The 22,195-nt window shown below is 67.1% G+C and carries 23 protein-coding genes; 12 read left to right on the top strand and 11 right to left on the bottom strand.

Features of this window, described 5'->3' with window-relative positions; translation table 11 throughout:
• Positions 1-6 precede the first annotated feature (6 nt).
• The 7 genes from pheS to QTI33_RS17925 all read right to left on the bottom strand — a co-directional run bounded on the left by pheS (position 7) and on the right by QTI33_RS17925 (position 6,951).
• The gene (pheS, locus tag QTI33_RS17955; protein WP_286507525.1) at positions 7-1,083 is read right to left on the bottom strand and encodes a phenylalanine--tRNA ligase subunit alpha; all 1,077 of its coding nucleotides are present in this window, start codon (positions 1,081-1,083) and stop codon (positions 7-9) included.
• A 134-nt stretch (positions 1,084-1,217) separates the two neighbouring features.
• Positions 1,218-1,577: a 50S ribosomal protein L20 gene (gene rplT / locus QTI33_RS17950; RefSeq protein ID WP_012747009.1), complete on the bottom strand. Its 360-nt coding sequence runs from the start codon at positions 1,575-1,577 to the stop codon at positions 1,218-1,220.
• A gap of 24 nt (positions 1,578-1,601) precedes the next feature.
• Positions 1,602-1,805 carry a 50S ribosomal protein L35 gene (gene rpmI, locus QTI33_RS17945; protein WP_028253491.1) on the bottom strand — a complete coding sequence of 68 codons (204 nt, stop codon included), beginning with the start codon at positions 1,803-1,805 and terminating at the stop codon, positions 1,602-1,604.
• 151 nt (positions 1,806-1,956) lie between these two features.
• Positions 1,957-2,580 carry a translation initiation factor IF-3 gene (gene infC / locus QTI33_RS17940; protein ID WP_286507742.1) on the bottom strand — a complete coding sequence of 208 codons (624 nt, stop codon included), beginning with the start codon at positions 2,578-2,580 and terminating at the stop codon, positions 1,957-1,959.
• A 98-nt stretch (positions 2,581-2,678) separates the two neighbouring features.
• A complete protein-coding gene (thrS, locus tag QTI33_RS17935; RefSeq protein WP_286507524.1) occupies positions 2,679-4,586 on the bottom strand; it encodes a threonine--tRNA ligase in 1,908 nt (635 codons plus the stop codon).
• 388 nt (positions 4,587-4,974) lie between these two features.
• Positions 4,975-6,306 (bottom strand): isocitrate lyase, encoded by a 1,332-nt coding sequence (gene aceA, locus QTI33_RS17930; RefSeq protein ID WP_286507522.1) that lies wholly within the window; start codon positions 6,304-6,306, stop codon positions 4,975-4,977.
• Positions 6,307-6,555: 249 nt separating this feature from the next.
• Positions 6,556-6,951: a gamma-glutamylcyclotransferase family protein gene (locus QTI33_RS17925; protein WP_286507520.1), complete on the bottom strand. Its 396-nt coding sequence runs from the start codon at positions 6,949-6,951 to the stop codon at positions 6,556-6,558.
• 30 nt (positions 6,952-6,981) lie between these two features.
• On the opposite strand from QTI33_RS17925, the gene QTI33_RS17920 reads away from it, so the two are divergent.
• Positions 6,982-7,902 carry a DMT family transporter gene (locus QTI33_RS17920; protein ID WP_286507519.1) on the top strand — a complete coding sequence of 307 codons (921 nt, stop codon included), beginning with the start codon at positions 6,982-6,984 and terminating at the stop codon, positions 7,900-7,902.
• Positions 7,903-8,073: 171 nt separating this feature from the next.
• Positions 8,074-8,481, top strand: coding sequence for an SWIB/MDM2 domain-containing protein (locus QTI33_RS17915; protein ID WP_286507741.1), 408 nt, complete (start codon positions 8,074-8,076; stop codon positions 8,479-8,481).
• 332 nt (positions 8,482-8,813) lie between these two features.
• Here QTI33_RS17915 and QTI33_RS17910 read toward each other — a convergent pair whose 3' ends face one another.
• Positions 8,814-10,538 carry a thiamine pyrophosphate-binding protein gene (locus tag QTI33_RS17910; RefSeq protein WP_286507518.1) on the bottom strand — a complete coding sequence of 575 codons (1,725 nt, stop codon included), beginning with the start codon at positions 10,536-10,538 and terminating at the stop codon, positions 8,814-8,816.
• 106 nt (positions 10,539-10,644) lie between these two features.
• Between QTI33_RS17910 and QTI33_RS17905 the strand changes: the two genes are divergently transcribed.
• The 9 genes from QTI33_RS17905 (at position 10,645) to QTI33_RS17865 (ending at position 19,772) form a co-directional block, all read left to right on the top strand.
• Complete coding sequence (locus QTI33_RS17905) at positions 10,645-11,292, top strand: TetR/AcrR family transcriptional regulator (protein WP_444814853.1); 648 nt, start codon at positions 10,645-10,647, stop codon at positions 11,290-11,292.
• A 132-nt stretch (positions 11,293-11,424) separates the two neighbouring features.
• Positions 11,425-12,198 (top strand): ABC transporter permease, encoded by a 774-nt coding sequence (locus QTI33_RS17900; protein ID WP_286507517.1) that lies wholly within the window; start codon positions 11,425-11,427, stop codon positions 12,196-12,198.
• 35 nt (positions 12,199-12,233) lie between these two features.
• A complete protein-coding gene (locus QTI33_RS17895) occupies positions 12,234-13,238 on the top strand; it encodes an ABC transporter substrate-binding protein (protein WP_286507516.1) in 1,005 nt (334 codons plus the stop codon).
• Between the two features lie 10 nt (positions 13,239-13,248).
• Positions 13,249-14,031 carry an ABC transporter ATP-binding protein gene (locus QTI33_RS17890; RefSeq protein WP_286507515.1) on the top strand — a complete coding sequence of 261 codons (783 nt, stop codon included), beginning with the start codon at positions 13,249-13,251 and terminating at the stop codon, positions 14,029-14,031.
• An 8-nt stretch (positions 14,032-14,039) separates the two neighbouring features.
• Positions 14,040-15,485 (top strand): enolase-like domain-containing protein, encoded by a 1,446-nt coding sequence (locus QTI33_RS17885; protein WP_286507514.1) that lies wholly within the window; start codon positions 14,040-14,042, stop codon positions 15,483-15,485.
• 35 nt (positions 15,486-15,520) lie between these two features.
• Complete coding sequence (locus QTI33_RS17880) at positions 15,521-16,498, top strand: tripartite tricarboxylate transporter substrate binding protein (protein WP_286507513.1); 978 nt, start codon at positions 15,521-15,523, stop codon at positions 16,496-16,498.
• A 22-nt stretch (positions 16,499-16,520) separates the two neighbouring features.
• Positions 16,521-17,684, top strand: coding sequence for a Gfo/Idh/MocA family protein (locus tag QTI33_RS17875; RefSeq protein WP_286507512.1), 1,164 nt, complete (start codon positions 16,521-16,523; stop codon positions 17,682-17,684).
• A 13-nt stretch (positions 17,685-17,697) separates the two neighbouring features.
• Positions 17,698-18,885, top strand: coding sequence for a dihydrodipicolinate synthase family protein (locus tag QTI33_RS17870; protein WP_286507511.1), 1,188 nt, complete (start codon positions 17,698-17,700; stop codon positions 18,883-18,885).
• 8 nt (positions 18,886-18,893) lie between these two features.
• Positions 18,894-19,772, top strand: a complete 879-nt coding sequence (locus QTI33_RS17865) for a sugar phosphate isomerase/epimerase family protein (RefSeq protein ID WP_286507510.1) — start codon at positions 18,894-18,896, stop codon at positions 19,770-19,772.
• A gap of 6 nt (positions 19,773-19,778) precedes the next feature.
• Here the strand turns inward: QTI33_RS17865 and QTI33_RS17860 are convergent, their stop codons facing one another.
• The 3 genes from QTI33_RS17860 to QTI33_RS17850 are packed head-to-tail and all read right to left on the bottom strand — an operon-like array spanning position 19,779 to position 21,384.
• Positions 19,779-20,339, bottom strand: a complete 561-nt coding sequence (locus tag QTI33_RS17860) for a hypothetical protein (protein ID WP_286507509.1) — start codon at positions 20,337-20,339, stop codon at positions 19,779-19,781.
• Positions 20,330-20,731 (bottom strand): hypothetical protein, encoded by a 402-nt coding sequence (locus QTI33_RS17855; RefSeq protein ID WP_286507508.1) that lies wholly within the window; start codon positions 20,729-20,731, stop codon positions 20,330-20,332. The genes QTI33_RS17860 and QTI33_RS17855 overlap by 10 nt, the downstream gene beginning before the upstream one ends.
• 2 nt (positions 20,732-20,733) lie before the next feature.
• On the bottom strand, positions 20,734-21,384 hold the full coding sequence (locus QTI33_RS17850) for an FMN-binding negative transcriptional regulator (RefSeq protein WP_286507507.1): 651 nt from the start codon (positions 21,382-21,384) through the stop codon (positions 20,734-20,736).
• 235 nt (positions 21,385-21,619) lie between these two features.
• Between QTI33_RS17850 and QTI33_RS17845 the strand changes: the two genes are divergently transcribed.
• On the top strand, positions 21,620-22,195 hold the full coding sequence (locus QTI33_RS17845; RefSeq protein WP_286507506.1) for an NnrU family protein: 576 nt from the start codon (positions 21,620-21,622) through the stop codon (positions 22,193-22,195).

Genomic DNA, 22,195 nt, shown 5'->3' with positions numbered 1-22,195 from the left:
CGTTGTTTACTGGAATTGGCTCAGGAAGCGCAGGTCGCCGTCGAAGAACAGGCGCAGGTCGTTGACCCCGTAGCGCAGCATGGTGAGCCGGTCCGGCCCCATGCCGAAGGCGAAGCCGATGTAGCGCTCGGGGTCCAGCCCCATGTTGCGCACCACGTTCGGATGCACCTGGCCCGAACCCGCGACCTCCAGCCAGCGGCCGGCCAGCGGGCCGCTCTGGAACTGGATGTCGATCTCGGCGCTCGGCTCGGTGAAGGGAAAGAAGCTCGGACGGAAGCGCAGCACCAGGTCGTCGCTCTCGAAGAAGGTGCGGCAGAAATCGGTGAACACGACCTTCAGGTCCTTGAAGCTCACGTTCTCGCCCAGCCACAGGCCTTCGCACTGGTGGAACATCGGCGAGTGGGTGGCGTCGCTGTCGACCCGGTAGGTGCGGCCCGGCGCGATCACGCGGATCTCGGGCGCCTTGACCGTGCCGGTGGTGTCGGCGGCGGCGGCCTCGAACTGCGCCGCGTACTTCTTGACGTGCTGGTTCGCGTAGCGCACCTGCATCGGGCTGGTGTGCGGACGCAGGTTGTAGGGGATGCCGTCCTCGCCATCGATGTCGACGTAGAAGGTGTCCTGCATCGAGCGTGCCGGATGGTTCGGCGGGTTGTTGAGCGAGGTGAAGCTGTGCCAGTCGCTCTCGACCTCGGGGCCGTCGGCGACGTCGAAGCCCATGCTCGAGAAGATCGCCTCGATGCGCTCCAGCGTGCGGCTCACCGGGTGCAGCCCGCCGCCCACGCGGCGGCGGCCGGGCAGGCTGACGTCGAGCGCCTCGGCCCGCAGCTGCACCGCGAGCTCGTCATCGGCCAGCTGCTGGCGGCGCGCGGTCAGCGCGGCCTCGATGGCCTGCTTGGCGACGTTGATGGCTGCGCCGCGCGACTTCTTCTCGTCGACGCTGAGTGCGGCCATGCCCTTCATCAGCTCGGTGATGCGGCCGGCCTTGCCGAGAAACAGCGCCTTCGCGTTCTCGAGTTCGGCCGGGGCCTTCGCTTCGGCGAAGGCGGCGCGGGCGGTGTCGACCAGGGAGTCCAGCTCGTTCATGGAGAAATTCTTCGAGATCAAAAAAGAAATGCGAGGGCCGCCGCAGGATGAAAAAAGGGCTGGAGCCCTTTCAAGCGCCAGCCCTTCACGTGGGCGCAGATCGCCATCCGGAGACGGCGCTCTGCTGTGCAGGATCAAGCAGCCAGCTTGGCCTTGACCTGCTCCACGATGCCGGCAAAAGCGGCCTTGTCGTGCACGGCGATATCGGCCAGCATCTTGCGGTCGATCTCGATGCCCGCCTTGCGGATGCCGTTGGCGAACTGGCTGTAGGTCAGGCCCAGTTCACGCGAGGCGGCGTTGATACGCGCGATCCACAGTTGACGGAACACGCGCTTCTTGGTGCGGCGGTCACGGTAGGCATATTGGCCTGCCTTCATCACCGCCTGCTTGGCGATGCGGAAGACATTGCCGCGGCGACCGCGGAAACCCTTGGCGAGTGCGAGAACCTTCTTGTGGCGGGCGCGAGCCGTTACACCACGTTTGACGCGAGGCATGTGTGTACTCCTTGTTCGTCTGGATTAAATGCCGCTACCGGGCAACATGGCGGCCATCGAAACCATGTTGGTCTCGTGAACTGCCGTGGCACCGCGCAGGTGGCGCTTGTTCTTGGTGGTCTTCTTGGTCAGGATGTGACGCTTGAAGGCTTGACCGCGCTTGACGGTGCCACCGGGACGAACGCGGAAACGTTTTTTCGCGCTGCTCTTGGTCTTCATTTTGGGCATGTGAATGCTCCTTTAGTTTGTGCTCGTGAGGCGCCGCGGAAAATCCACGGGCTTGTTGGCCCCGAGACACTTCTTCATCCCGCCGCCGCCGTCACCCGAAGGCGAAGGCCACAGCGAAATCCTTGCAACAACTTGCCGGCTCGCGCCGGACTCAGGCTGCCGCGGGCGCCGCCGTCGGCGCTGCCGCTGCATCGGCGGCCGGCTTGGCCGCCCCGCCCGCCTTCTTGCGGCCCGGCGCGATCATCATGATCATCTGCCGGCCTTCGAGCTTCGGGAACTGCTCGACGACGATCAGGTCGGCGAGCTCGTCGCGAATGCGCTGCAACAGCGCCAGGCCGAGCTCCTGGTGGGTGATTTCACGACCGCGGAACCGCAGCGTGATCTTGCACTTGTCACCATCCTCAAGAAAGCGCCGGATGTTGCGCATCTTGATGTTGTAGTCACCATCGTCGGTACCGGGCCGGAACTTGATTTCCTTGACCTCGATGACCTTCTGCTTCGACTTCGCCTCGGCCGCCTTCTTCTGCTCGTGGTACTTGAACTTGCCGTACTCGATCAGCCGACAGACGGGCGGGTTGGCTGCCGCGACGACTTCGACCAGGTCGACGTCTTGTTCACCAGCCAGGCGCAGGGCCTCGGCAAGACTCACTACACCCAATGGCTCGTTCTCGGGCCCGATCAGGCGGACTTCCGGGGCCATGATTTCCCGGTTCAGGCGGTGTTGGCGTTCCTCGCGGTGGCGGCGGTCGCGGAATGCAGTAGCGATGGTCAGAATCCTTCAAACAATATGCTACAAAAAATGTAGCGATTGCCTTCAAAGTCCGCGCCCACAAGCCCCCTGATCACAAAATCAGCCCTTGAACTCGTTCAAATTCAAAGCTTGTGTTGGATGTCGTGGGCGATCTTTTGGGAGAACGCTTCCACCGACATGGCACCGAGGTCAAGATTGCCCCGGGCGCGCACTGCGACGGCACCTGCTTCCTTTTCCTTGTCGCCGACGACGAGGATGTAAGGCAGCTTTTGCAACGAATGCTTCCGTATTTTATACGTAATCTTCTCGTTGTGCAGATCCAGCGCCACCCTAAGCCCTTGATTCTGCAGCGTTTTGGCAACTTCCCCAGCGTAATCGGCCTGGTTTTCGCTGATATTGAGCACCGCGACCTGCACCGGAGCGAGCCAGGCGGGCAGCGCGCCGGCATGGTGTTCGATCAGCATGCCGATGAAGCGCTCCAGGCTGCCGACGATCGCGCGGTGCAGCATCACCGGGTGGGCGCGGCCGCTGGATTCCGTGACGTACTCGGCGCCCAGGCGCTCGGCCATGTTGAAGTCGACCTGCATCGTGCCGCACTGCCAGTGGCGGCCGATCGCGTCGCGCAGCGTGTACTCGATCTTGGGGCCGTAGAACGCGCCCTCTCCCGGCGAAATGACGAATTCCACGCCCGAGCGGCGCAGCGCCTCCATCAGCGCATTCTCGGCCTTGTCCCACAGTTCGTCGGAGCCGATGCGGTTGTCGGGCCGCGTCGCGACCTTGTAGAGGATGTCCGTGAAGCCGAAATCGGCATACACCTTGAGCAACTGCGCCGTGTAGGCCACGCATTCCTCGAGGATCTGGTCTTCCGTGCAGAACACGTGGCCGTCGTCCTGCGTGAAGCCGCGCACGCGCATGATGCCGTGCAGGCCGCCGGACGGCTCGTTGCGGTGGCACTGGCCGAACTCGCCGTAGCGCAGCGGCAGGTCGCGGTAGCTGCGCAGGTCCGACTTGAAGATCAGCACGTGGCCCGGGCAGTTCATCGGCTTCAGGGCGTAGTCGCGCTTCTCGGACTCCGTCGTGAACATGTTCTCGCGGTAGTTCTGCCAGTGGCCCGTCTTCTCCCACAGGCTCTTGTCGAGGATCTGCGGGCCCTTGACCTCCTGGTAGCCCGTCTCGCGGTAGATCCGGCGCATGTACTGCTCGACCTGCTGCCAGATCGACCAGCCCTTCGGGTGCCAGAAGACCAGGCCCGGCGCGGCCTCGTCGATGTGGAACAGGTCGAGTTCCTTGCCGAGCCGGCGGTGGTCGCGCTTCTCGGCCTCCTCGATCCGCTTGATGTAGTCGTCCAGCTGCTTCTTGTCGGCCCAGGCCGTGCCGTAGATGCGCTGCAACTGCTCGTTCTTGGCGTCGCCGCGCCAGTAGGCGCCGGCCAGCTTCGTGAGCTTGAAGACCTTCAGGAAGCGCGTGTTCGGCACGTGCGGGCCGCGGCACATGTCGACGTATTCCTGGTGGTAGTAGAGGCCCATCGCCTGCTCGTCGGGCATGTCCTCGACCAGGCGCAGCTTGTAGTCCTCGCCGCGGGACTTGAAGACGTCGATCACCTCGTCGCGCGGCGTCATCTTCTTCACCACGTCGTAGTCCTGCGCGATCAGTTCGCGCATCCGCTTCTCGATCGCCTCCATGTCCTCGGGCGTGAACGGGCGCTCGTACGAGATGTCGTAGTAGAAGCCTTCGTCGATCACCGGGCCGATCACCATCTTGGCCGTCGGATAGAGCTGCTTCACCGCGTGGCCGACCAGGTGGGCCGTCGAGTGGCGGATGATTTCCAGGCCCTCGTCGTCCTTGGGCGTGATGATCTGCAGCTTCGCCGAGTGGTCGATGATGTCGCTGGCATCGACCAGCCGGCCGTCGACCTTGCCGGCGACCGTCATCTTGGCCAGCCCGGGGCCGATCGATTTGGCAACGTCGGCCACCGAAACCGGGCCGGGAAACTCGCGCTGCGAGTTGTCGGGAAGCGTGATCTGGATCATGGAAAAACCTTCGTCGAGAAACAAAAAAGCGCGGTCCTGGGACCGCGCTTGGCTCTGGTTCATGGGCTGGAGCAATTTCCAGCGTGCGCGGCCTACCGGCCTTTTCCTTCGGGGAAAAGACCGCTCGTTGCTTGCGGTGTAGTTCGCGGTGTCATAACCAGGGTGCCTTTCTCGCTCTTGTTGGGTGCTGAGATGGAGCCGCAGATTCTATCCGCAGCGCCGTCAGCGCGCCGCGTCGGCGTTTTTCAGGCCCGGGACCTCGATCGGCTTCCCGCCCTTCGGGCCCCTCCCTTGTTTCGCTGCGCGGAGCACGCCATCGGCTTGCGCCGTCACGAAAAAGCCCCGCGTGATCGCTCACGCGGGGCTGTCACTCAGCGACCGTCAGGCCTCAGTGGAATTGTTCTTCCTCGGTCGAACCGGTCAGCGCCTTGACGCTGGACGAGCCGCCCTGGATGACGGTGGTCACGTCGTCGAAGTAGCCGGCGCCGACTTCCTGCTGGTGCGACACGAAGGTGTAGCCCTTGTCGCGCGCCGCGAATTCGGGTTCCTGCACCATGTTCACGTAGTGCTTCATGCCTTCGCCGTTGGCATAGGCGTGGGCGAACTGGAAGGTGTTGTACCAGTTGATGTGGATGCCGGCCAGCGTGATGAACTGGAACTTGTAGCCCAGCGCCGAGAGGTCTTCCTGGAACGAGGCGATCTGCTTGTCGTCGAGGTTCTTCTTCCAGTTGAAAGACGGCGAGCAGTTGTACGAGAGCAGCTTGCCCGGGCAGGCGGCGTGCACGGCCTGCGCGAATTCGCGCGCGAAGCCGATGTCCGGCACGCCGGTTTCGCACCACACCAGGTCGGCATAGGGCGCGTAGGCGACGCCGCGGCTGATCGACTGCTCGAGGCCGTTCTTGACGCGATAGAAGCCTTCCTGCGTGCGCTCACCGGTCAGGAAGGGCTTGTCGTTGGCGTCATGGTCGGAGGTGATCAGGTTGGCCGCTTCGGCATCGGTGCGGGCCAGCACGATGGTCGACACGCCCATCACGTCGGCCGCGAAGCGCGCGGAGATCAGCTTCTCGCAGGCCTCGTGCGTCGGCACCAGCACCTTGCCACCCATGTGGCCGCACTTCTTCACCGCAGCGAGTTGGTCTTCGAAGTGCACGCCCGCGGCGCCCGCGGCGATCATGTTCTTCATCAGTTCGAAGGCGTTGAGCACGCCGCCGAAGCCGGCTTCGGCATCGGCCACGATCGGCAGGAAGTAGTCGATGAATTCCTGGTCGCCCGGGTTCACGCCACGGCCCCACTGGATCTCGTCGGCGCGCTTGAAGGTGTTGTTGATGCGGCGGACCATGGTCGGCACCGAGTCGTAGGCGTAGAGCGACTGGTCCGGGTACATGGTTTCGGAGGTGTTGCCGTCGGCGGCGACCTGCCAGCCCGACAGGTACACGGCCTCGAGGCCGGCCTTGGCCTGCTGCATCGCCTGGCCGGCGCTGATCGCGCCGAAGGCATTGACGTAGCCCTTCTTGGCGTCGCCGTTGATCTTCTCCCACAGCTTCTCGGCACCGCGGCGCGCCAGCGTGTGCTCGATCGGCAGCGAGCCGCGCAGGCGCACCACGTCGGCGGCGCTGTAGCCGCGCTTGACGCCCTTCCAGCGCGGATTGGTCGCCCAATCCTTTTCGAGGGCGGCAATCTGCTGTTCGCGGCTCAGTTGTTCTGTGAGGGTCTGGGGCATGGTCACTCCGAGGGTTGATTGAGAGGTGGGCGCTGTCGCGTCTTGGGCTTTACTGTAAGCCAGTGCCGGACTCTTATGTCTTATAGAAGACATATTTTTGCACCAACAAAATCAACGACTTACGGCTGTTTTTCTCAATGCAAAATTAATTTTCTCGTATCGAGAAAAAATATTGCAGCGCAGCACCTGACGTTTTCACAATGCGAAGCGAGTTTTTCGCGCATGAAAGCCTCGTGCGCACAGGTGCATTCAGCCGCGCCGGAACCAGTCGCCGCTGGCGATCGGCGCCCGTCCGGCGATGCGCTCGGGCTGGATCTCGTAGACCAGGCAGGCCAGCGGCGCTCCGGCCACCAGCAGCTGCACTTCGCGCTTGATGTACTCGCCACCGTCGTCGGGCCCGACCTCTTCGAGCACATCCAGCTGCGCTTCCAGTGCCGGCGTGATGCGGTAGATCTCGCCCTGCACCCTGCCCTCGCCGCCCAGCACCGCGCCCGGATAGGCACCCAGGTCGTAGAGCGTGCCGGCGATCGCGCCGTCGGCGATGCGCAGCGGCGCGGGCGAGAAGCGTGCGATGTCGTTGCTGCCGCCTGCGCGCAGGGTGCCGTAGACGAAGACATGGCGGGGTGCTGGGAGGGAATCAGGCATCATCGAATCATCCTCGGAACGATTGCCCGATTGAACACCGCATCCCACGCCCCCGGCCGGTTGGTGGCCTATGGCTGCCTCGCCCTGAGCATGTCGCTGGTCGGCAGCTACGTCGCCCTCTCCAAGCCGTTGGTTGCCGCCTTCCCCGTTCTGCTGCTGGCCTGGCTGCGCTTCGGCATCGCGGCGCTGGCAATGCCGCACTGGCTTCGGCGGCCGCCCGGCGAGGCACCGATGAGCGGCCGCACCCGCGGGCTGGTCTTCCTCGAATCCTTCCTCGGCAACTTCCTGTTCTCGATCTGCATGCTGTTCGGCGTGAGCCTGACGAGTGCCGTGTCGGCCGGCGTGATCATGGCGTCGATCCCGGCGGTGGTGGCGATCGGCAGCCGCGTCTTCCTGCGCGAGAGCATCACGACCCGCGTCGCGCTGGCGATCGCCTGCGCCGCGTTCGGCATCGGCCTGCTGGCGCTGGCGCCGGCGGGCGCGCATGGCGGGCCCGCGGCCGGCGCCTCCATGCCCTGGCTGGGCAACCTGCTGGTGTTCTGCGCGGTGGTCTGCGAGGCCGCCTATGCGGTGATCGGCAAGTCGCTGACCGGACGGCTCGGACCCAAGCGCATCTCCTCGCTGATCAACCTCTGGGGCTTCGTGCTGTCGACGCCCTTCGGCATCTGGTTCGCGCTGCGCTTCGACTTCGGCGCGGTGTCGATGGGCCTCTGGAGCCTGCTGTTCGTCTATGCACTGGCCGCCAGCATCTGGACCGTGTGGCTCTGGATGACCGGCCTGAAGAGCGTCCCGGCCTCGCAGGCGGGCGTGTTCACGGTGATGCTGCCGGTGAGCGCCGCGCTGGTCGGCGTGCTGGTGCTCGGCGAGCGCCTGAGCACCGTGCAGGGGGTGGCCTTCGGGCTCGCGCTGCTCGGCGTCGTGCTCGCGACATGGCCCTCGCGCCGCAGTTGAAGCCGCTCCGAGGAGAACGGCGTCGCTTCTCCCTCTGAAAAAACAACAACTCCCAATGAAAAAGTCTCTTTTTCCCTTGGAAACGCGTTTCTTCTCCTTTAGCATCCGCAATGCCGATGGAGACACTGCTTTTCATTGGTGAAAGTGTCCAACCAAAAAAGGAATTCAACCATGGCAACTGCAAAGAAGGCTCCGGCCAAGAAAGCTCCCGCGAAGAAGGCCGCTCCGGCCAAGAAGGCGGCTGCACCGGCGAAGAAGGCAGCACCCGCCAAGAAGGCTGCTCCTGCAAAGAAGGCTGCTCCTGCGAAGAAGGCGGCTCCCGCCAAGAAGCGCACCCCCAACGCTGCGTTCATGAAGGCACTGACCCCCAGCGCGGCCCTCGCCGCCGTGGTCGGCTCGACGCCTCTGCCGCGCACCGCCGTGGTGAGCAAGCTGTGGGACTACATCAAGAAGAACAACCTTCAGGACAAGGCCAACAAGCGCAACATCAACGCCGACGCCAAGCTGAAGGAAATCTTCGGCAAGCCGCAAGTGTCGATGTTCGAACTGGCTTCGCTGATCGGCAAGCACGTCAAGTGAGCCCGCAGGCGCCGCGCGCGCCTGCCTCGAAAAAGCCGGCAGCCGCCGGCTTTTTTTTCGCCCCTAGGGCGTGTTCACCCTAATTTCCAGGGTCGCGAAGGCGTGCCAAGGCGGGCCAATCAAGGCGCACGACGCCGCACGTGCGTTGGCACGTGCAAGGCGTGCAACGCGGAGTGGCACGCCTTGGCATGCCTTCCCTTCGGGTTGCCCGGCCAAGGGGCCGTCTGCGGCGTTGCCCGCGCTTGCAAGGCGAAAGCCTTGCTGCGCACGGGCGCCTTGCATCCAGCCCCTTGGCCGTGCAACGCGATCCCTGGAAATAGGGTGAACACGCCCTAGCCTGCAGCCTGCGCCTGAGCCGAGCGGGTGATGGTGCTCAGCGTGCCACGGGTGGTGATCACCTCGGGGTCGAGCGGGATCTCGATCAGTGTCCCGGTATCGGCCGCCAGCGCGCGCAGCAGCGCCGCCTCGAACTGCGCCGTCGCGGTCACGCGCTCGGCCGCATAGCCATAGGCCCGCGCCAGGGCGCAGAAGTCGGGGTTGCGCAGCGCGGTGCCGCTGACCTTGGTCGGGTACTCGCGCTCCTGGTGCATGCGGATGGTGCCGAACATGCCGTTGTTGAGCAGCACGATGATGCTCTTGCCGCCGTGCTGCGCCGCCGTGGCCAGCTCCTGGCCGTTCATGAGGAAGTCGCCGTCGCCCGCGATCGTGAAGGCGACGCGGCCGGTCGCGATGCTGGCCGCGATGCCCGCCGGCACGCCGTAGCCCATCGCGCCGCTGGTGGGCGCCAGCTGCGTCTTGTGGCCCTTGGCCAGGCCGTGGTAGCGGAAGTAGCGATGCACCCAGCTGGCGAAGTTGCCCGCGCCGTTGGTGATCGCGGCATCCGCCGGCAGGTGCTTCTGCAGCAGCTGCACCACCGCCACCATGTCGACCTCGCCGCGCGGCGCCTCGGACGGCAGGCCGGCCAGCGGCTGCGGTTCGAGGTTGGCGAGGTAGTCGGCCTGGGCGGCCGCGGTCCAGGCCTCCCAGGGCAGCTCCGGCGGCGCGCTCAGCACCTCGAGGCTGCGCGCGGCCGAGGCCATGCCGGCATTGATCGCCAGGTCGGCCTGGTAGACGCGGTTGAGCTCTTCCGCGCTGGCATGGATGTGCACCAGCGTCTGTTTCGCCTTTGGCGCTTCGAGCAGCGTGTAGCCGCCGGTGGTCATCTCGCCCAGGCGCGGGCCGATCGCGAGGATCAGGTCGCTCTGGCGCACGCGCTCGGCCAGCTTCGGATTGATCGCGATGCCGACATCGCCCGCGTACTGCGGATGGTGGTTGTCGAAGGTGTCCTGGAAGCGGAAGGCGTTCGCCACCGGCAGCTTCCAGTTCTCGGCGAAGCGCTGCAGCGCCTGCGCCGCCTGGGGCGTCCAGCCGCCGCCGCCCGCGATCACCAGCGGACGCTCGGCCTTGAGCAGCAGCTCGCGCAGGGTGCGCAGCGCACCCGGGTCGCTCCAGGCGGCCACCGGCTCGACCCGCTGGAGAGGCCGCGCGGCCGTCATGCGGCGCAGCATGTCCTCCGGCAGCACCAGCACCACCGGGCCGGGGCGGCCGTTCATCGCGGTGGCGAAGGCGCGCGCCACGTACTCGGGGATCCGGTCGGCGTCGTCGATGCGCTCCACCCGCTTGGCGAAGCCCTTGGTGCTGGGGCCGAAGAAGCTCGCGTAGTCGACCTCCTGGAAGGCCTCGCGATCGCGGAAGTCGCTGCCGACGTCGCCGACGAAGAGCACCATCGGGGTCGAATCCTGGAAGGCGTTGTGGACGCCGATCGAGGCATTGGTGGCGCCCGGACCGCGCGTCACGAAGCACACGCCGGGCCGGTTGGAGAGCTTGCCGTGCGCCTCGGCCATGAAGGCCGCGCCGCCCTCCTGCCGGTTGACGATGAAGCGGATGCGATCGCCGTAGGCATGAAAGCCGTCGAGCACCGCCAGGAAGCTCTCGCCGGGAACGCCGAAGGCCAGTTCGACGCCTTGCTCGACCAGGCACTCGACAATCAGGTGGCCGGCAGGTTGGGATGGACTCATGGACGGGCGCCTCTTTCTCTCTGATGGGATGCAACGGGGATGTGCCGGATTATCCGTTCGCCCCGTGCCCGCTTGCCTTAATTCCCCAATTGGTTAAATTCGCCCCATGAAAGCTCCCACCCCGGCCGCCGCCGAACCGCGCTCGCGCGATGCCGACCGCTCGCAGCTCGCAATCCTCGAGGCCGCCCGCGACGAGTTTTCCCAGCGCGGCCTGGCCGGCGCCCGCATGGACAGCATCGCCGAGCGCGCCGGCCTCAACAAGCGCTTGATCTACTACTACTTCGGCAGCAAGGACGACCTCTTCCTGGCGGTGCTCGAAGGCACCTACGCCGACATCCGCGAGGCCGAGCAGCGGCTGCACCTGGACGAGGTCGAGCCGGTCGAGGCGGTCCGGCGGCTGGTCTCGTTCACCTGGCACTACTACCTCGAGCATCCCGAGTTCATCACGCTGCTCAACAGCGAGAACCTGCACCGGGCCGCGCACCTCAAGCGCTCCGAACGGATCCAGGACATGAATTCCCCGCTGGTCGCCCTGCTCGACGGCGTGCTCGAGCGCGGCCGGCGCGACAACCTGTTCCGGGCCGGCGTCGACCCGGTGCAGCTCTACATCTCGATCGCGTCGCTGTGCTACTTCTACCTGTCGAACAACGACACCCTGTCGGCCGTGTTCGGACGCGACCTGAGGGCCCCGAAGGCGATGGCGCAGCGCCTGTCGCACATGACCGACCTGGTGCTCGGCTACGTGCTGCGCTGATACGGGTATCTCCTAGTGGCTCGCCGGTTGACGAGCCGACGAGGGCGTTCCTAGAATTGCTAATTCACTTTTTGGTGAATTGAGTTGCGCGGCGCCGCCGTTCGATTCCAGGCCAAACCACCTCCTTCGTCGATGCTCCGCAATCTCCTGCTCGCACCTGCGCTCCGGCCCTTCCTGCTCATCCTGATGCTGCTAGTGCTGTGGGATCTCGCGATCCGCGTCTTCGGCATCCCGGCCTACCTGGTGCCGCCGCCGCTGGAGGTGGTCAAGATGCTCGGCGCCGAATGGCCGCGCCTGCTGGCCGAGAGCTGGAAGACCACGCTCGCCACGCTGGGCGGCTTCGCGCTCACCATCGTCATCGGCATTCCGATCGCGATGGTGATCGCCTATTCGCGCCTGGTGGAGTCGTATGTCTATCCGCTGCTGGTGTTCTCGCAGAGCATTCCCAAGGTGGCGATCGCACCGCTGTTCGTGGTGTGGTTCGGCTTCGGCATCTTCCCGAAGGTGATCTCGGCCTTCCTGCTGGGCTTCTTCCCGGTCGTGGTGTCGACCGTGATGGGTTTCAAGTCGGTCGAGCCCGACATGCTGGACCTGGCCCGCTCGATGGGCGCGAGCCGGCTGCAGACCTTCTTCAAGATCAGCCTGCCGCAGGCCCTGCCCGCGATCTTCAGCGGGCTCAAGGTCTCGGTCACGCTGGCGGTGGTGGGTGCCGTGGTCGGCGAGTTCGTCGGCTCCAACTCGGGCATCGGCTACGTGCTGCAGGTGGCCAACGGCAACTTCGACCTGCCGCTGATGTTCGCCGCGCTGGTGGTGCTGTCGAGCATCGGCGTGATCCTGTTCGTCGCCGTCGACGGAGTCGAGCGGCTGATGATCCCGTGGCACGCCTCGCAGCGCCACGTGCAGTGAGTTCCGTCGCTTTCAACATTCCACAGGAGACAAGCATGAAGATGATGACTTCGCTGATCGCCGGCGCCGCAGCCGCCCTGGTGCTCGCCGTGACACCCGCGCAGGCGCAGAACAAGCCGCAGGACAAGGTCACGCTGATGCTCAACTGGTACCTCTACAGCGAGCATGCGCCCTTCTTCCTGGGCAGGGAGCGCGGCTACTACGCCGAGGAAGGCATCGACCTCGAAATCCAGGAGGGCCGCGGCTCGGCCGTCACCGCCCAGGCGGTGGCCGCCCGCTCGGCGACCTTCGGCTACATCGACGTCACGACCATGATCAAAGCCGCCGCCAAGGGCGCGCCGCTGAAGTCGACCGGCGTGCTGTTCCAGGTCAGCCCGATGTCGGTGATGGGCTTCAGCGAGAAGGGCATCAAGGCGCCGAAGGACATCGTCGGCAAGACCGTGGCGGTGACGCCGGGCGACTCGATGTCGCAGATGTGGCCGCTGTTCCTCAAGGTCAACAACATCCAGCCCGACCAGATCAAGATCGTCTCGGGCGACGCCCAGACCAAGCTCAATGCCGTGACCACCGGCCAGGCCGACCTGCTGCTGGGCTACGTGATGGACCAGGCGATCAAGCTGCAGGACGCCACCGGCAAGCCGGTGACGCCGATCCGCTTCGCCGATTCGGGCGTCAACCAGATCAGCTCCGGGATCATCGCCAACAAGAACCTGCTGACCGAGAACCCCGACCTGGTGAAGCGCTTCATGCGGGCCTCCACGCGGGCGGCCGAAGCGGCCGAGAAAGACCCGGCCGCGGCGGTCGACGCGATGCTCAAGTCCAACCCCAAGGCCGGCGTGCGCGACACCCTGATCGTCGGCATGAAGCAGAGCGTGGCCCTCTATCACACCAAGGACACGGCCAACCAGCGGCCGTTCCGGGTGGCGATGAAGAACGTCAACGACTCGCTCGACCTGCTGGTGCAGTACGGCGGCATGGACGCGGCCACCCGCGGCAAGCCCGAAGACTACGTCACGCTCGACTACCTGCCGACCAACTGACCTGCTTCCCATGGCCCTGGACACACTCATCGAAGCGCGCGGCGTCGCCAAGACCTACCGGAGCAAGGACGGCCCGGTCGAGTCGCTCAAGCCGCTCGACTTCTCGATCCGCGAAGGCGAGTTCGTCTCGGTGGTGGGGCCTTCGGGCTGCGGCAAGAGCACGCTGCTGAAGATGGTGGCCGGGCTGCTGCCGATCAGCGCCGGCATGCTGACCCTGGCCGGCAAGCCCATCACAGGGCCGCAGAAGGACGTCGGCATCGTGTTCCAGAGCGCCGTGCTGCTGGCCTGGCGCAGCATCGAGGACAACATCCTGCTGCAGGCCGAGATCCGCCGCCTGCCCAAGGCCGCGGCGCGCGAGCGCGCCCGCGCGCTGATGCAGATGGCGGGCCTCGCCGGCTTCGAGAACAAGTACCCGTGGCAGCTCTCGGGCGGCATGCAGCAGCGGGCCTCGATCTGCCGCGCGCTGCTGCACGATCCCTCGGTGCTGCTGATGGACGAGCCCTTCGGCGCGCTCGACGCCATGACGCGCGAGAAGATGAACCTCGAGCTGCAGCGCATCTGGTCGGCCTCGAAGAAGACGGTGCTGCTGATCACCCACAGCATCCCCGAGGCGATCTTCCTGTCGGACCGGGTGATCGTGATGAGCGAGCGGCCAGGCTCGATCGCCGCCATCTACGACATCGACCTCCCGCGGCCCCGGCCGCTCGACGTCATGGGCACCGAACGCTTCGCTGCCTACGCCCGGACCCTGCGCGCGCATTTCTTCGCGCAGGGCCAGCTCGACGCTCACTGACAGCTGCCGTGACCGCTTCCGCCTCGCCCAGCGCACCGTCCGTGCGCATCCTCGCCATCGACTTCGGCGTGCGCGCGATGACCTTGCGCCTGCCCTTCAAGTTCGGCGCCGTCACGCTCACCCGCTGCCCGCAGGTGTTCGTGCGCGCCACCGTGGATTGCGGCGTGCAAGGCACGGCCCAGGGCTGGGCCGCCGAGCTGATGGTGCCGCGCTGGTTCGACAAGCGGCCCGGACTGAGCCAGGCCGACAACTTGCGCCATCTCCAGCTGGCGCTGGAAGCCGCCGCCGCGGCCTACACCCGCGGCGCGCCGGCGCCGGCCTTCGCCCTGTTCGCCCGGCACTACGAGGCGCTCACGAGCCAGGGCGAAGCCGCGGGGCTCACCGCCCTGTCCACGGGCTTCGGCCAGGCGGTGCTCGATCGCGCCGTGCTCGATGCGCTGTGCCGCGCGATGAAAGTGCCGGTGCAGGTCGCGTTCCAGCGCAACCTGGTCGGCATCGGCGACACGCCGCTGGCCGACGACCTGCGCGGCTGGAACTGGAACGGATGGCTGGCGCGGCTGGCGCCGGCCGACCATCTCGAGGCCCGCCACACGATCGGCATGCTGGACGCGCTGGAAGGCGACACCAAGGATGCGGCCGGGCTGCCGGTCAGCCTGCCCGCGGTGGTGCGCCGCTACGGCCACCGCTATTTCAAGATCAAGCTGGGCGGCGACCCCGTCGCCGACCTGGCGCGGCTCGATGCCGTGCTGGGCGCGCTCGACGCCGCAGCGCCCGGCCATCGCTTCAGCCTCGACGGCAACGAGCAGTACGCCGACATGGCGGCACTGCAGGCGCTGTGCGCCGGCCTGCGCACGCTGCCACGCCTGGCCGCGCGGCCCGACGCGCTGCTCTACATCGAGCAGCCGCTGCCACGCGAAGCCAGCATGGCACACGCGCTCGCAGGGCTCGGCGCCCCGGCAGCGCTGCTGCTCGACGAGGCCGACGGCACGCTCGACGCCTTTCCGGTCGGCCGCAGGCACGGTTGGCGCGGCGTCTCGAGCAAGGGCTGCAAGGGCCTCTACAAGGCGGTGCTCAATCGCGCCCGCTGCGACCAGTGGAACCTGACGGCTCGCTACGGCGGCGACCGCTGCTTCATGTCGGCCGAGGACCTGACCTGCCAGGCCGGCCTGGCCGTGCAGCAGGACCTGGCGCTGGCAGCGCTGCTGGGCCTCGGGCACTGCGAGCGCAACGGCCACCACTATGTCGACGGTTTTGGCGGCGCGCCGGCCGCCGAGCAACAGGCCTTCGCCGCGGCCCATGGCGACCTCTACGAGAGCGCCGGCGGACCGCCGCGGCTCGCGATCCGCGATGGCCGGGTCGCGATCGGGTCGCTGGCGCAACCCGGTTTCGCGCATGGCGCCGACCCCGACTTCGACAGCCTGCAACCCCTCTCGCAAGCGCCTGCCCTCGTGTAGCCGCTCGCTTCATTCCCCGCCACAAGGAGACTTTCATGCCATTCACCCGACGCGCCGGCCTCGCAGCCTGCCTCGCCCTCGGCGCCGCCTTCGCCGCCACGGCCGCCGAAACGGCCTACCCAACCAAGCCGATCCGCGTGATCGTGCCGTTCGCGGCCGGCAGCACCACCGACATCATCGCCCGCGCCATCGCCGACAAGATGGGCGCCAGCATGGGCCAGACCCTGGTGATCGACAACCGCGGCGGTGCCAGCGGCACCATCGGCCAGCAGGCCGTGGCCACGGCCGCGCCGGACGGCTACACGATCATGATCCACTCGTCGTCGCACACGGTGAGCCCGTCGACCTTCGCCAAGCTGCCCTTCGACACGGTGGCGGATTTTGCCGGCGTGACGCCGATCTCGACCCTGCCGAACGCGCTGGTGATCTCGCCGTCGAAGAACATCAAGACACTGAAGGAACTGGTCGCCGCCGCCAAGGCCAAGCCGGGCACGATCAACTTCGCCTCCGCCGGCCAGGGCAGCGCCACCCACCTGAACGCCGAGAAGTTCAAGCTGGCCGCCAAGATAGACGCCACCAACATCCCGTTCAAGGGCTCCGCCGACGCCGTGACCGAGGTGCTGTCGGGCCGGGTCGACTACTACTTCTCGCCGATCGCGCCGGTTATCGGCCAGATCAAGGAAGGCCACCTGCTGGCACTGGCGGTCGGCTCGCCCAAGCGCGCCGCCGCCCTGCCCGATGTGCCGACCACGGCCGAAGCCGGCGTGCCCGGCAGCGAGTTCAATTTCTGGATCGGCATGATGGCGCCGGCCAAGACGCCGCGCGACATCGTCAATCGCCTGCACGACGAAGTCGCGAAGGCGCTCGCCAGCCCCGAGGTCAAGGAGCGCTTCCTGAAGCTCGGTGCCGACGCCTGGACCCTCAAGCCCGAGCAGTTCGACGCCTATATCAAGGACGAGATCGCCAGCAACGCGACCCTGGTCAAGGCCGCCGGCCTTTCACCCACCCCCTAAGCCAACTCAGCGGAGAACCCCCATGGCACAACAACGACTCGGAATCATCATGCACGGCGTCACCGGACGCATGGGCATGAACCAGCACCTGATCCGCTCCATCGTCGCGATCCGCGCCCAGGGCGGCGTGACGCTCTCGAACGGCGACAAGGTCATGCCCGACCCGATCCTGATCGGCCGCAACGCCGAGAAGATCGAGGCCCTGGCCAAGGCCCACGGCATCGCGCGCTGGGGCACCGATCTCGACGCCGCGCTCGAGAACAAGGACGACACCATCTTCTTCGACGCCGGCACGACGCAGATGCGCCCGACCCTGCTGGCCAAGGCGATCCGCGCCGGCAAGCATGTCTACTGCGAGAAGCCAATCGCGACCAACCTCAACGAGGCGGTCGAGATCGCGCGGCTGGCCGAAGGCTCGGGCCTGAAGCACGGCGCAGTGCAGGACAAGCTGTTCCTGCCCGGCCTGCGCAAGCTCGACATGCTGCGGCGTGCCGGCTTCTTCGGCCGCATGCTGTCGGTGCGGCTGGAGTTCGGCTACTGGGTCTTCGAAGGCGACCTGCAGCCGATCCAGCGGCCGTCGTGGAACTACCGCAAGGAAGACGGCGGCGGCATGATCCTCGACATGATGTGCCACTGGCGCTACGTGCTGGACAACCTGTTCGGCGAGGTGCAGTCGGTGTCGTGCCTCGGCGCCACCCACATCCCGAAGCGCTGGGACGAAGACGGCAAGCCCTACGAGGCGACGGCCGACGATGCCGCCTACGCCACCTGCGAGCTCAAGGGCCACAACGGCGAGCCGGTGATCGCCCAGATCAACATGAGCTGGGTCACGCGCGTGCGCCGCGACGACCTCGTGACCTTCCATGTCGACGGCACCGACGGCTCGGCCGTGGCCGGCCTGTCGTCCTGCCGCGCGCAGTCGCGCGTCGCCACGCCGCGGCCGGTCTGGAACCCGGACGAGAAGCAGACCATGAACTTCTTCGACCAGTGGCAGGAGATCCCGGACTCGCAGGTCTACGACAACGGCTTCAAGATCCAGTGGGAACACTTCATCCGCCACGTGGTCGAGAACGCACCCTACAAGTGGACCCTGCCCGAAGGCGCCAAGGGCGTGCAGCTGGTCGAGACCGCGCTCGAAAGCTGGAAGGACCGCCGCTGGGTCGACGTGCCGGCGCTGAAGATCTGACGAGGCCATCGCCATGACCCTCTCGCTCACCCTCCCCGTGGCCGGCGGCGCGCTGGCGCCGTACGCGCTGCGCGGCAGCACGCCCGCCCGGCCGCCGGCCGGCGTCCGCTTCAACCGCATCGCCTATTCGGCGGCGCACGTGGTGGCCGACCCGCTGGCCGCCGTCGACCCCTGGCTGCAAAGCGCGGTCGACTGGGACGCCACCATCGGCTATCGCCGCCACCTGTGGTCGCTCGGCCTGGGCGTGGCCGAGGCCATGGACACCGCGCAGCGCGGCATGGGCCTGGACTGGCCGACCTCGCTCGAGCTGATCCGGCGCTCGCTCGATGCGGCCAGGGACGTGCCCGGCGCCTTGGTCGCGTCCGGCTGCGGCACCGACCACCTCGACCTCGATGCGGTGAAGAGCGTCGACGACGTGATCCGCGCCTATGAAGAACAGATGGCGGCGATCGAGGCGCTCGGCGGCAAGCTGATCGTGATGGCCAGCCGGGCGCTGGCCCGGGTCGCCAAGAGCCCGGCCGACTACGAGCGGGTGTACGACCGCATCCTGCGCCAGGCCAAGCAGCCGGTGGTGCTGCACTGGCTGGGCGACATGTTCGATCCGGCGCTGGCGGGCTACTGGGGCACGAAGGACGTCGATGCCGCCATGGCCACCGCGCTCGGCATCATCGCGGCCCATCCGGACAAGGTCGACGGCATCAAGATCTCGCTGCTCGACAAGGACAAGGAGATCGCGATGCGCCGGCGGCTGCCACCGGGTGTTCGCATGTACACCGGCGACGACTTCAACTACGCCGAGCTGATCGCCGGCGACGGCCACGGCAGCGAGCAGACCCACGGCCAGAGCGACGCGCTGCTGGGCATCTTCGACGCCATCGCGCCGGCCGCGAGCGCGGCACTGGGCGAGCTGGCCCAAGGCAACGTCGAGAAGTTCCACGCCATCCTCGGCCCCACGGTGCCGCTGTCGCGCCACATCTTCGCGGCGCCGACGCGCTTCTACAAGACCGGCGTGGTCTTCATGGCCTGGCTCAACGGCCACCAGAGCCACTTCACGATGGTCGGCGGCCAGCAGAGCACGCGCTCGCTGCAGCATTTCGCTGAGTTGTTCCGGCTCGCCGATGCGGCCAACCTGCTGGAGCAGCCCGAGCTGGCGGTGCGGCGCATGAAGACGCTGCTGGCCCTGCACGGCGTCGAGGCGTGAGGCCGGCGATGCGCGACTTCTCGCAGAACCACGACTGGCTGTCGATCAACACCGCGACGATCCGCAAGCAGCGCGGCGCCGAGGTGCCGCTGGACCGGATCATCGACCAGTGCGCCGCGCACGGCATCCGCGCGATCAGCCCCTGGCGCGACCAGGTCGCCGGCGTCGGGCTGGACAAGGTCGCCAGGCAGCTGAAGGCCCACGGCATCGGGCTCTCGGGCTACTGCCGCGGCGGCTTCTTCCCGGCGCCCGATGCGGCCGGCCTGCGGGCCGCGCTCGACGACAACCGGCGTGCGATCGATGAAGCGAAGACGCTCGACGCTCCCTGCCTGGTGCTGGTGGTCGGCGCCCTCCCCGGCGCGCTCGACGGCAAGGCCGCCTACAAGGACATCGGCCGCGCGCGCGGCGAGGTGCGCGACGGCATCGCGGCGTCGCTGGACTACGCGCGCCAGGTCGGCATGCCGCTCGCGATCGAGCCGCTGCACCCGATGCAGGCCGCCGACCGGGCCTGCATCAACACGCTGGAGCAGGCGCTCGACCTGTGCGACGAACTCGACGCCGGGCGCTCGGGCATGCTGGGCGTCGCGCTCGACATCTATCACGTCTGGTGGGACCCGAAGCTCGAACAGCAGATCGCACGCGCCGGCAAGCAGCGCTTGCTGGCCTACCACGTGTGCGACTGGCTGACCCCGACGCGCGACCTGCTGTCGGACCGCGGGATGATGGGCGACGGCGTGGTCGAGTTGAAAAAGATCCGCGGCTGGGTCGAGGCCGCGGGCTTCGAGGGCTTCAGCGAGGTCGAGATCTTCTCGGTGCTGGACTGGTGGCAGCGCGACGGCGAAGAGACGCTGGCCACATGCATCGAGCGGCATCGCAGCGCGGTGTGAGCGCCTTCATCGATGGTGCGCCCGCAGGGCGGCATCATCGATCCGCAGCAGCAGGCGGCGCCGGATCCATCCGCTGACCGGACGAATCAGCCACCAGTACGGCGTGAAGCGACGCCGTGCACTGGCGTCGACGCAATGCACGCGGGTCTCGGTCGTCAGTCGCGTGCGTCCGTCGGGCAGCGCCTCGGTGCTGAAATTCAGCACCAGCTTGGCCAGCCCGGGTTCGGAGAAGCCGGCGAACTGCTGCCTCGGGTGGGCCAGCGCGACGAGGCCATAGTCACGCTGCCAGAAGCGCCCCACCAGCCCGAAGGCGAGTTCGCGGTCGGCGTCGCGGCCCAGGATCATGAAGTCCTCGATGCCGAAGCCGCGGCGCCCGGCCAGGCCGCTGCGGGCGCCGAGCAGCCGGTCCGGCGCCTCGCGCAGGCGGATGAAGAACCGCGCCAAAGGGTCTTCGGCCACGCCCGGGAGAAGCACGGCGTTCAGCAGCGCCTTGGGCGTCGCGCGGGTGATCAACGCGTGGCGCTCGCGGAACTGAAAAGCCGGCAGGAAGTCATCGATCAGCGGCATCTCCATGCCTTCCTTGCCTGCAGCAACGCCGCTAGCATCAGGGCCAGGCCACTCGCGGCCTCGGCTGCGATGGTGGCGTTGGCCGCGAGCGAGTGCGCCGAACACAGCGCCAGCGTGTAGTGCGCCAGGCCGTCCAGGCCCATGGCGCCGTACGCAGCGATCAGGACCCATCCCAAGACTCGAGGGCCCTGCCAGGCGAGGAGCAGCCCGCCCACGCCGAGGCTGGTGATCGCCAGCCATGCGAGGTACACATGCGCCCGCGTGAGCCCCTGCGGCAGGTTGGGATAGAAGGCGATGAACTCGGCGTTGTGGGTGAAATGCGCCAGGCTGGCGACGCCGTAGAGCGCGGCGAGCACCCACAGGTGCGTCGGCAGCGGTGGTCGCGCGGGCATGGTCAGCCGCCCTCGGACCGGCCAATGGCGTTGCGCACCAGCGACGCCATCGCCAGTGCGTTGTCGCCGCCTTCGGCCGTCAGGCCTTCCACTGTGCCCCACCGGTCTCGCAGTTCCTCGTCCTGACTTGCCTTGCGCTTGCCGACGAGATCGTCGATCGGAATCTCGATGCCGACGACGGCGCGCAGAAGCTTGTCGATGAAATCGCTCGGTGCGTCCGCCATCGTCCACGGCGTGGGCTGTGCCGCCTCGTTGTCGGCCGTGAGCCGCGCCAGCAGATCGCGCAACCAACCCTCGTCGTGGATGGCCCGTGCGACACCATGGACGTGGGCGACCTCGTAGTTCCAGGTCGGGACAACCTTTCCGTGCTCGCGCTTGCCCGGATACCAGGCCGGCGTGATATAGGCCTGAGGTCCCTGGAACATGACGATCGATGCCCGGGCAGCGGGGAGTTTCCGCCACACCGGGTTCGCGCGCGAGACATGGCCCAGCAGCGTCCCGAGCCTGCCGCGCGACCGGTCCAGAAGAAACGGCACATGGTTGGCGACCAGTCCGTCGTCGCCCGGCATGACCCAGGCGCCCAGCGGATGGGCCTCGATCAAGTCGTGGGCGACAGGGGCGCCGGGGAGTTCGTGGTGCTTGGAGATGTACATGGGGCGATTCATTCGGCGGACGCGATGCGGCCGACGTAGAACTGTCTACAGGCGTCGAAAAGATGCGCAGCCAGATGGTAGACGCGTCGCCCCGATGCGAAGCCTCGGAAACGTCCGAATCGGCCATCGCACGCCGAGTCGCGTGCCCGGCCTTTGACGGCGCTCGCCATCCTTGGCCTGGACAAAGGGTAAAAGACACGCCATCGTCTTCCCGCCGCCATCCGGAGTCTTCGCCATGTCCCTGCTCGTCCTCGGCCTCATCCTGTTCCTCGGCATCCACTCCGTGTCGATCGTCGCGCCCGCCTGGCGCGATGCCCAGGTGGCACGACGTGGCGAGCGGGCCTGGAAGGGCATGTACGCCTTGGCCTCGCTGGCCGGCCTGCTGCTGCTCATCCATGGCTACGGCCTGGCCCGCCTGGCCCCGGTGGTGCTCTATACACCGCCGACCGGGTTGCGGCATCTCGCGCTGCTGCTGATGCTGCCGGTGTTTCCATTGCTGTTCGCCGCCTACCTGCCCGGGCGCATTCAGCGCGCGGCCCGGCACCCCATGCTGCTGGCCGTCAAGCTCTGGGCCACCGCGCACCTGCTGGCCAATGGCAACCTGGCCGACGTGCTCCTTTTCGGCGCCTTTCTCGCATGGGCGGTGGCCGACCGCATTTCGGTCAAGCGCCGCGCAGTGCCGCGCAGCGTGCCCGGTGCACCGCCAAGCCCCGTGAACGACATCGTCGTGGTGGTCGGCGGCTTGGGCGTGTATGCCGCCTTCCTGTTCAAGGTCCACGGATGGCTCACCGGCATCCCGCTGCTCGGCTGA

It is taken from the genome of Variovorax davisae (genome assembly GCF_030316845.1).
GTDB lineage: Bacteria > Pseudomonadota > Gammaproteobacteria > Burkholderiales > Burkholderiaceae_C > Variovorax > Variovorax davisae.
Note: the sequence above shows the minus strand (reverse complement) of the source record. Positions and strands in the feature narration are given on the sequence as shown.

Excerpts from the sequence above, each read along its gene's own strand:
- QTI33_RS17860 (WP_286507509.1), bottom strand. The coding sequence starts at position 20,339 with ATGCCGCTGATCGATGACTTCCTGCCGGCTTTTCAGTTCCGCGAGCGC.
- QTI33_RS17925 (WP_286507520.1), bottom strand. The coding sequence starts at position 6,951 with ATGCCTGATTCCCTCCCAGCACCCCGCCATGTCTTCGTCTACGGCACC.
- QTI33_RS17900 (WP_286507517.1), top strand. The coding sequence starts at position 11,425 with ATGCTCCGCAATCTCCTGCTCGCACCTGCGCTCCGGCCCTTCCTGCTC.
- rplT (WP_012747009.1), bottom strand. The coding sequence starts at position 1,577 with ATGCCTCGCGTCAAACGTGGTGTAACGGCTCGCGCCCGCCACAAGAAG.
- QTI33_RS17895 (WP_286507516.1), top strand. The coding sequence starts at position 12,234 with ATGAAGATGATGACTTCGCTGATCGCCGGCGCCGCAGCCGCCCTGGTG.
- QTI33_RS17910 (WP_286507518.1), bottom strand. The coding sequence starts at position 10,538 with ATGAGTCCATCCCAACCTGCCGGCCACCTGATTGTCGAGTGCCTGGTC.
- thrS (WP_286507524.1), bottom strand. The coding sequence starts at position 4,586 with ATGATCCAGATCACGCTTCCCGACAACTCGCAGCGCGAGTTTCCCGGC.
- aceA (WP_286507522.1), bottom strand. The coding sequence starts at position 6,306 with ATGCCCCAGACCCTCACAGAACAACTGAGCCGCGAACAGCAGATTGCC.
- pheS (WP_286507525.1), bottom strand. The coding sequence starts at position 1,083 with ATGAACGAGCTGGACTCCCTGGTCGACACCGCCCGCGCCGCCTTCGCC.
- QTI33_RS17845 (WP_286507506.1), top strand. The coding sequence starts at position 21,620 with ATGTCCCTGCTCGTCCTCGGCCTCATCCTGTTCCTCGGCATCCACTCC.
- QTI33_RS17880 (WP_286507513.1), top strand. The coding sequence starts at position 15,521 with ATGCCATTCACCCGACGCGCCGGCCTCGCAGCCTGCCTCGCCCTCGGC.
- rpmI (WP_028253491.1), bottom strand. The coding sequence starts at position 1,805 with ATGCCCAAAATGAAGACCAAGAGCAGCGCGAAAAAACGTTTCCGCGTT.
- QTI33_RS17905 (WP_444814853.1), top strand. The coding sequence starts at position 10,645 with ATGAAAGCTCCCACCCCGGCCGCCGCCGAACCGCGCTCGCGCGATGCC.
- QTI33_RS17855 (WP_286507508.1), bottom strand. The coding sequence starts at position 20,731 with ATGCCCGCGCGACCACCGCTGCCGACGCACCTGTGGGTGCTCGCCGCG.
- QTI33_RS17865 (WP_286507510.1), top strand. The coding sequence starts at position 18,894 with ATGCGCGACTTCTCGCAGAACCACGACTGGCTGTCGATCAACACCGCG.
- QTI33_RS17875 (WP_286507512.1), top strand. The coding sequence starts at position 16,521 with ATGGCACAACAACGACTCGGAATCATCATGCACGGCGTCACCGGACGC.
- QTI33_RS17850 (WP_286507507.1), bottom strand. The coding sequence starts at position 21,384 with ATGTACATCTCCAAGCACCACGAACTCCCCGGCGCCCCTGTCGCCCAC.
- QTI33_RS17890 (WP_286507515.1), top strand. The coding sequence starts at position 13,249 with ATGGCCCTGGACACACTCATCGAAGCGCGCGGCGTCGCCAAGACCTAC.
- QTI33_RS17915 (WP_286507741.1), top strand. The coding sequence starts at position 8,074 with ATGGCAACTGCAAAGAAGGCTCCGGCCAAGAAAGCTCCCGCGAAGAAG.
- QTI33_RS17870 (WP_286507511.1), top strand. The coding sequence starts at position 17,698 with ATGACCCTCTCGCTCACCCTCCCCGTGGCCGGCGGCGCGCTGGCGCCG.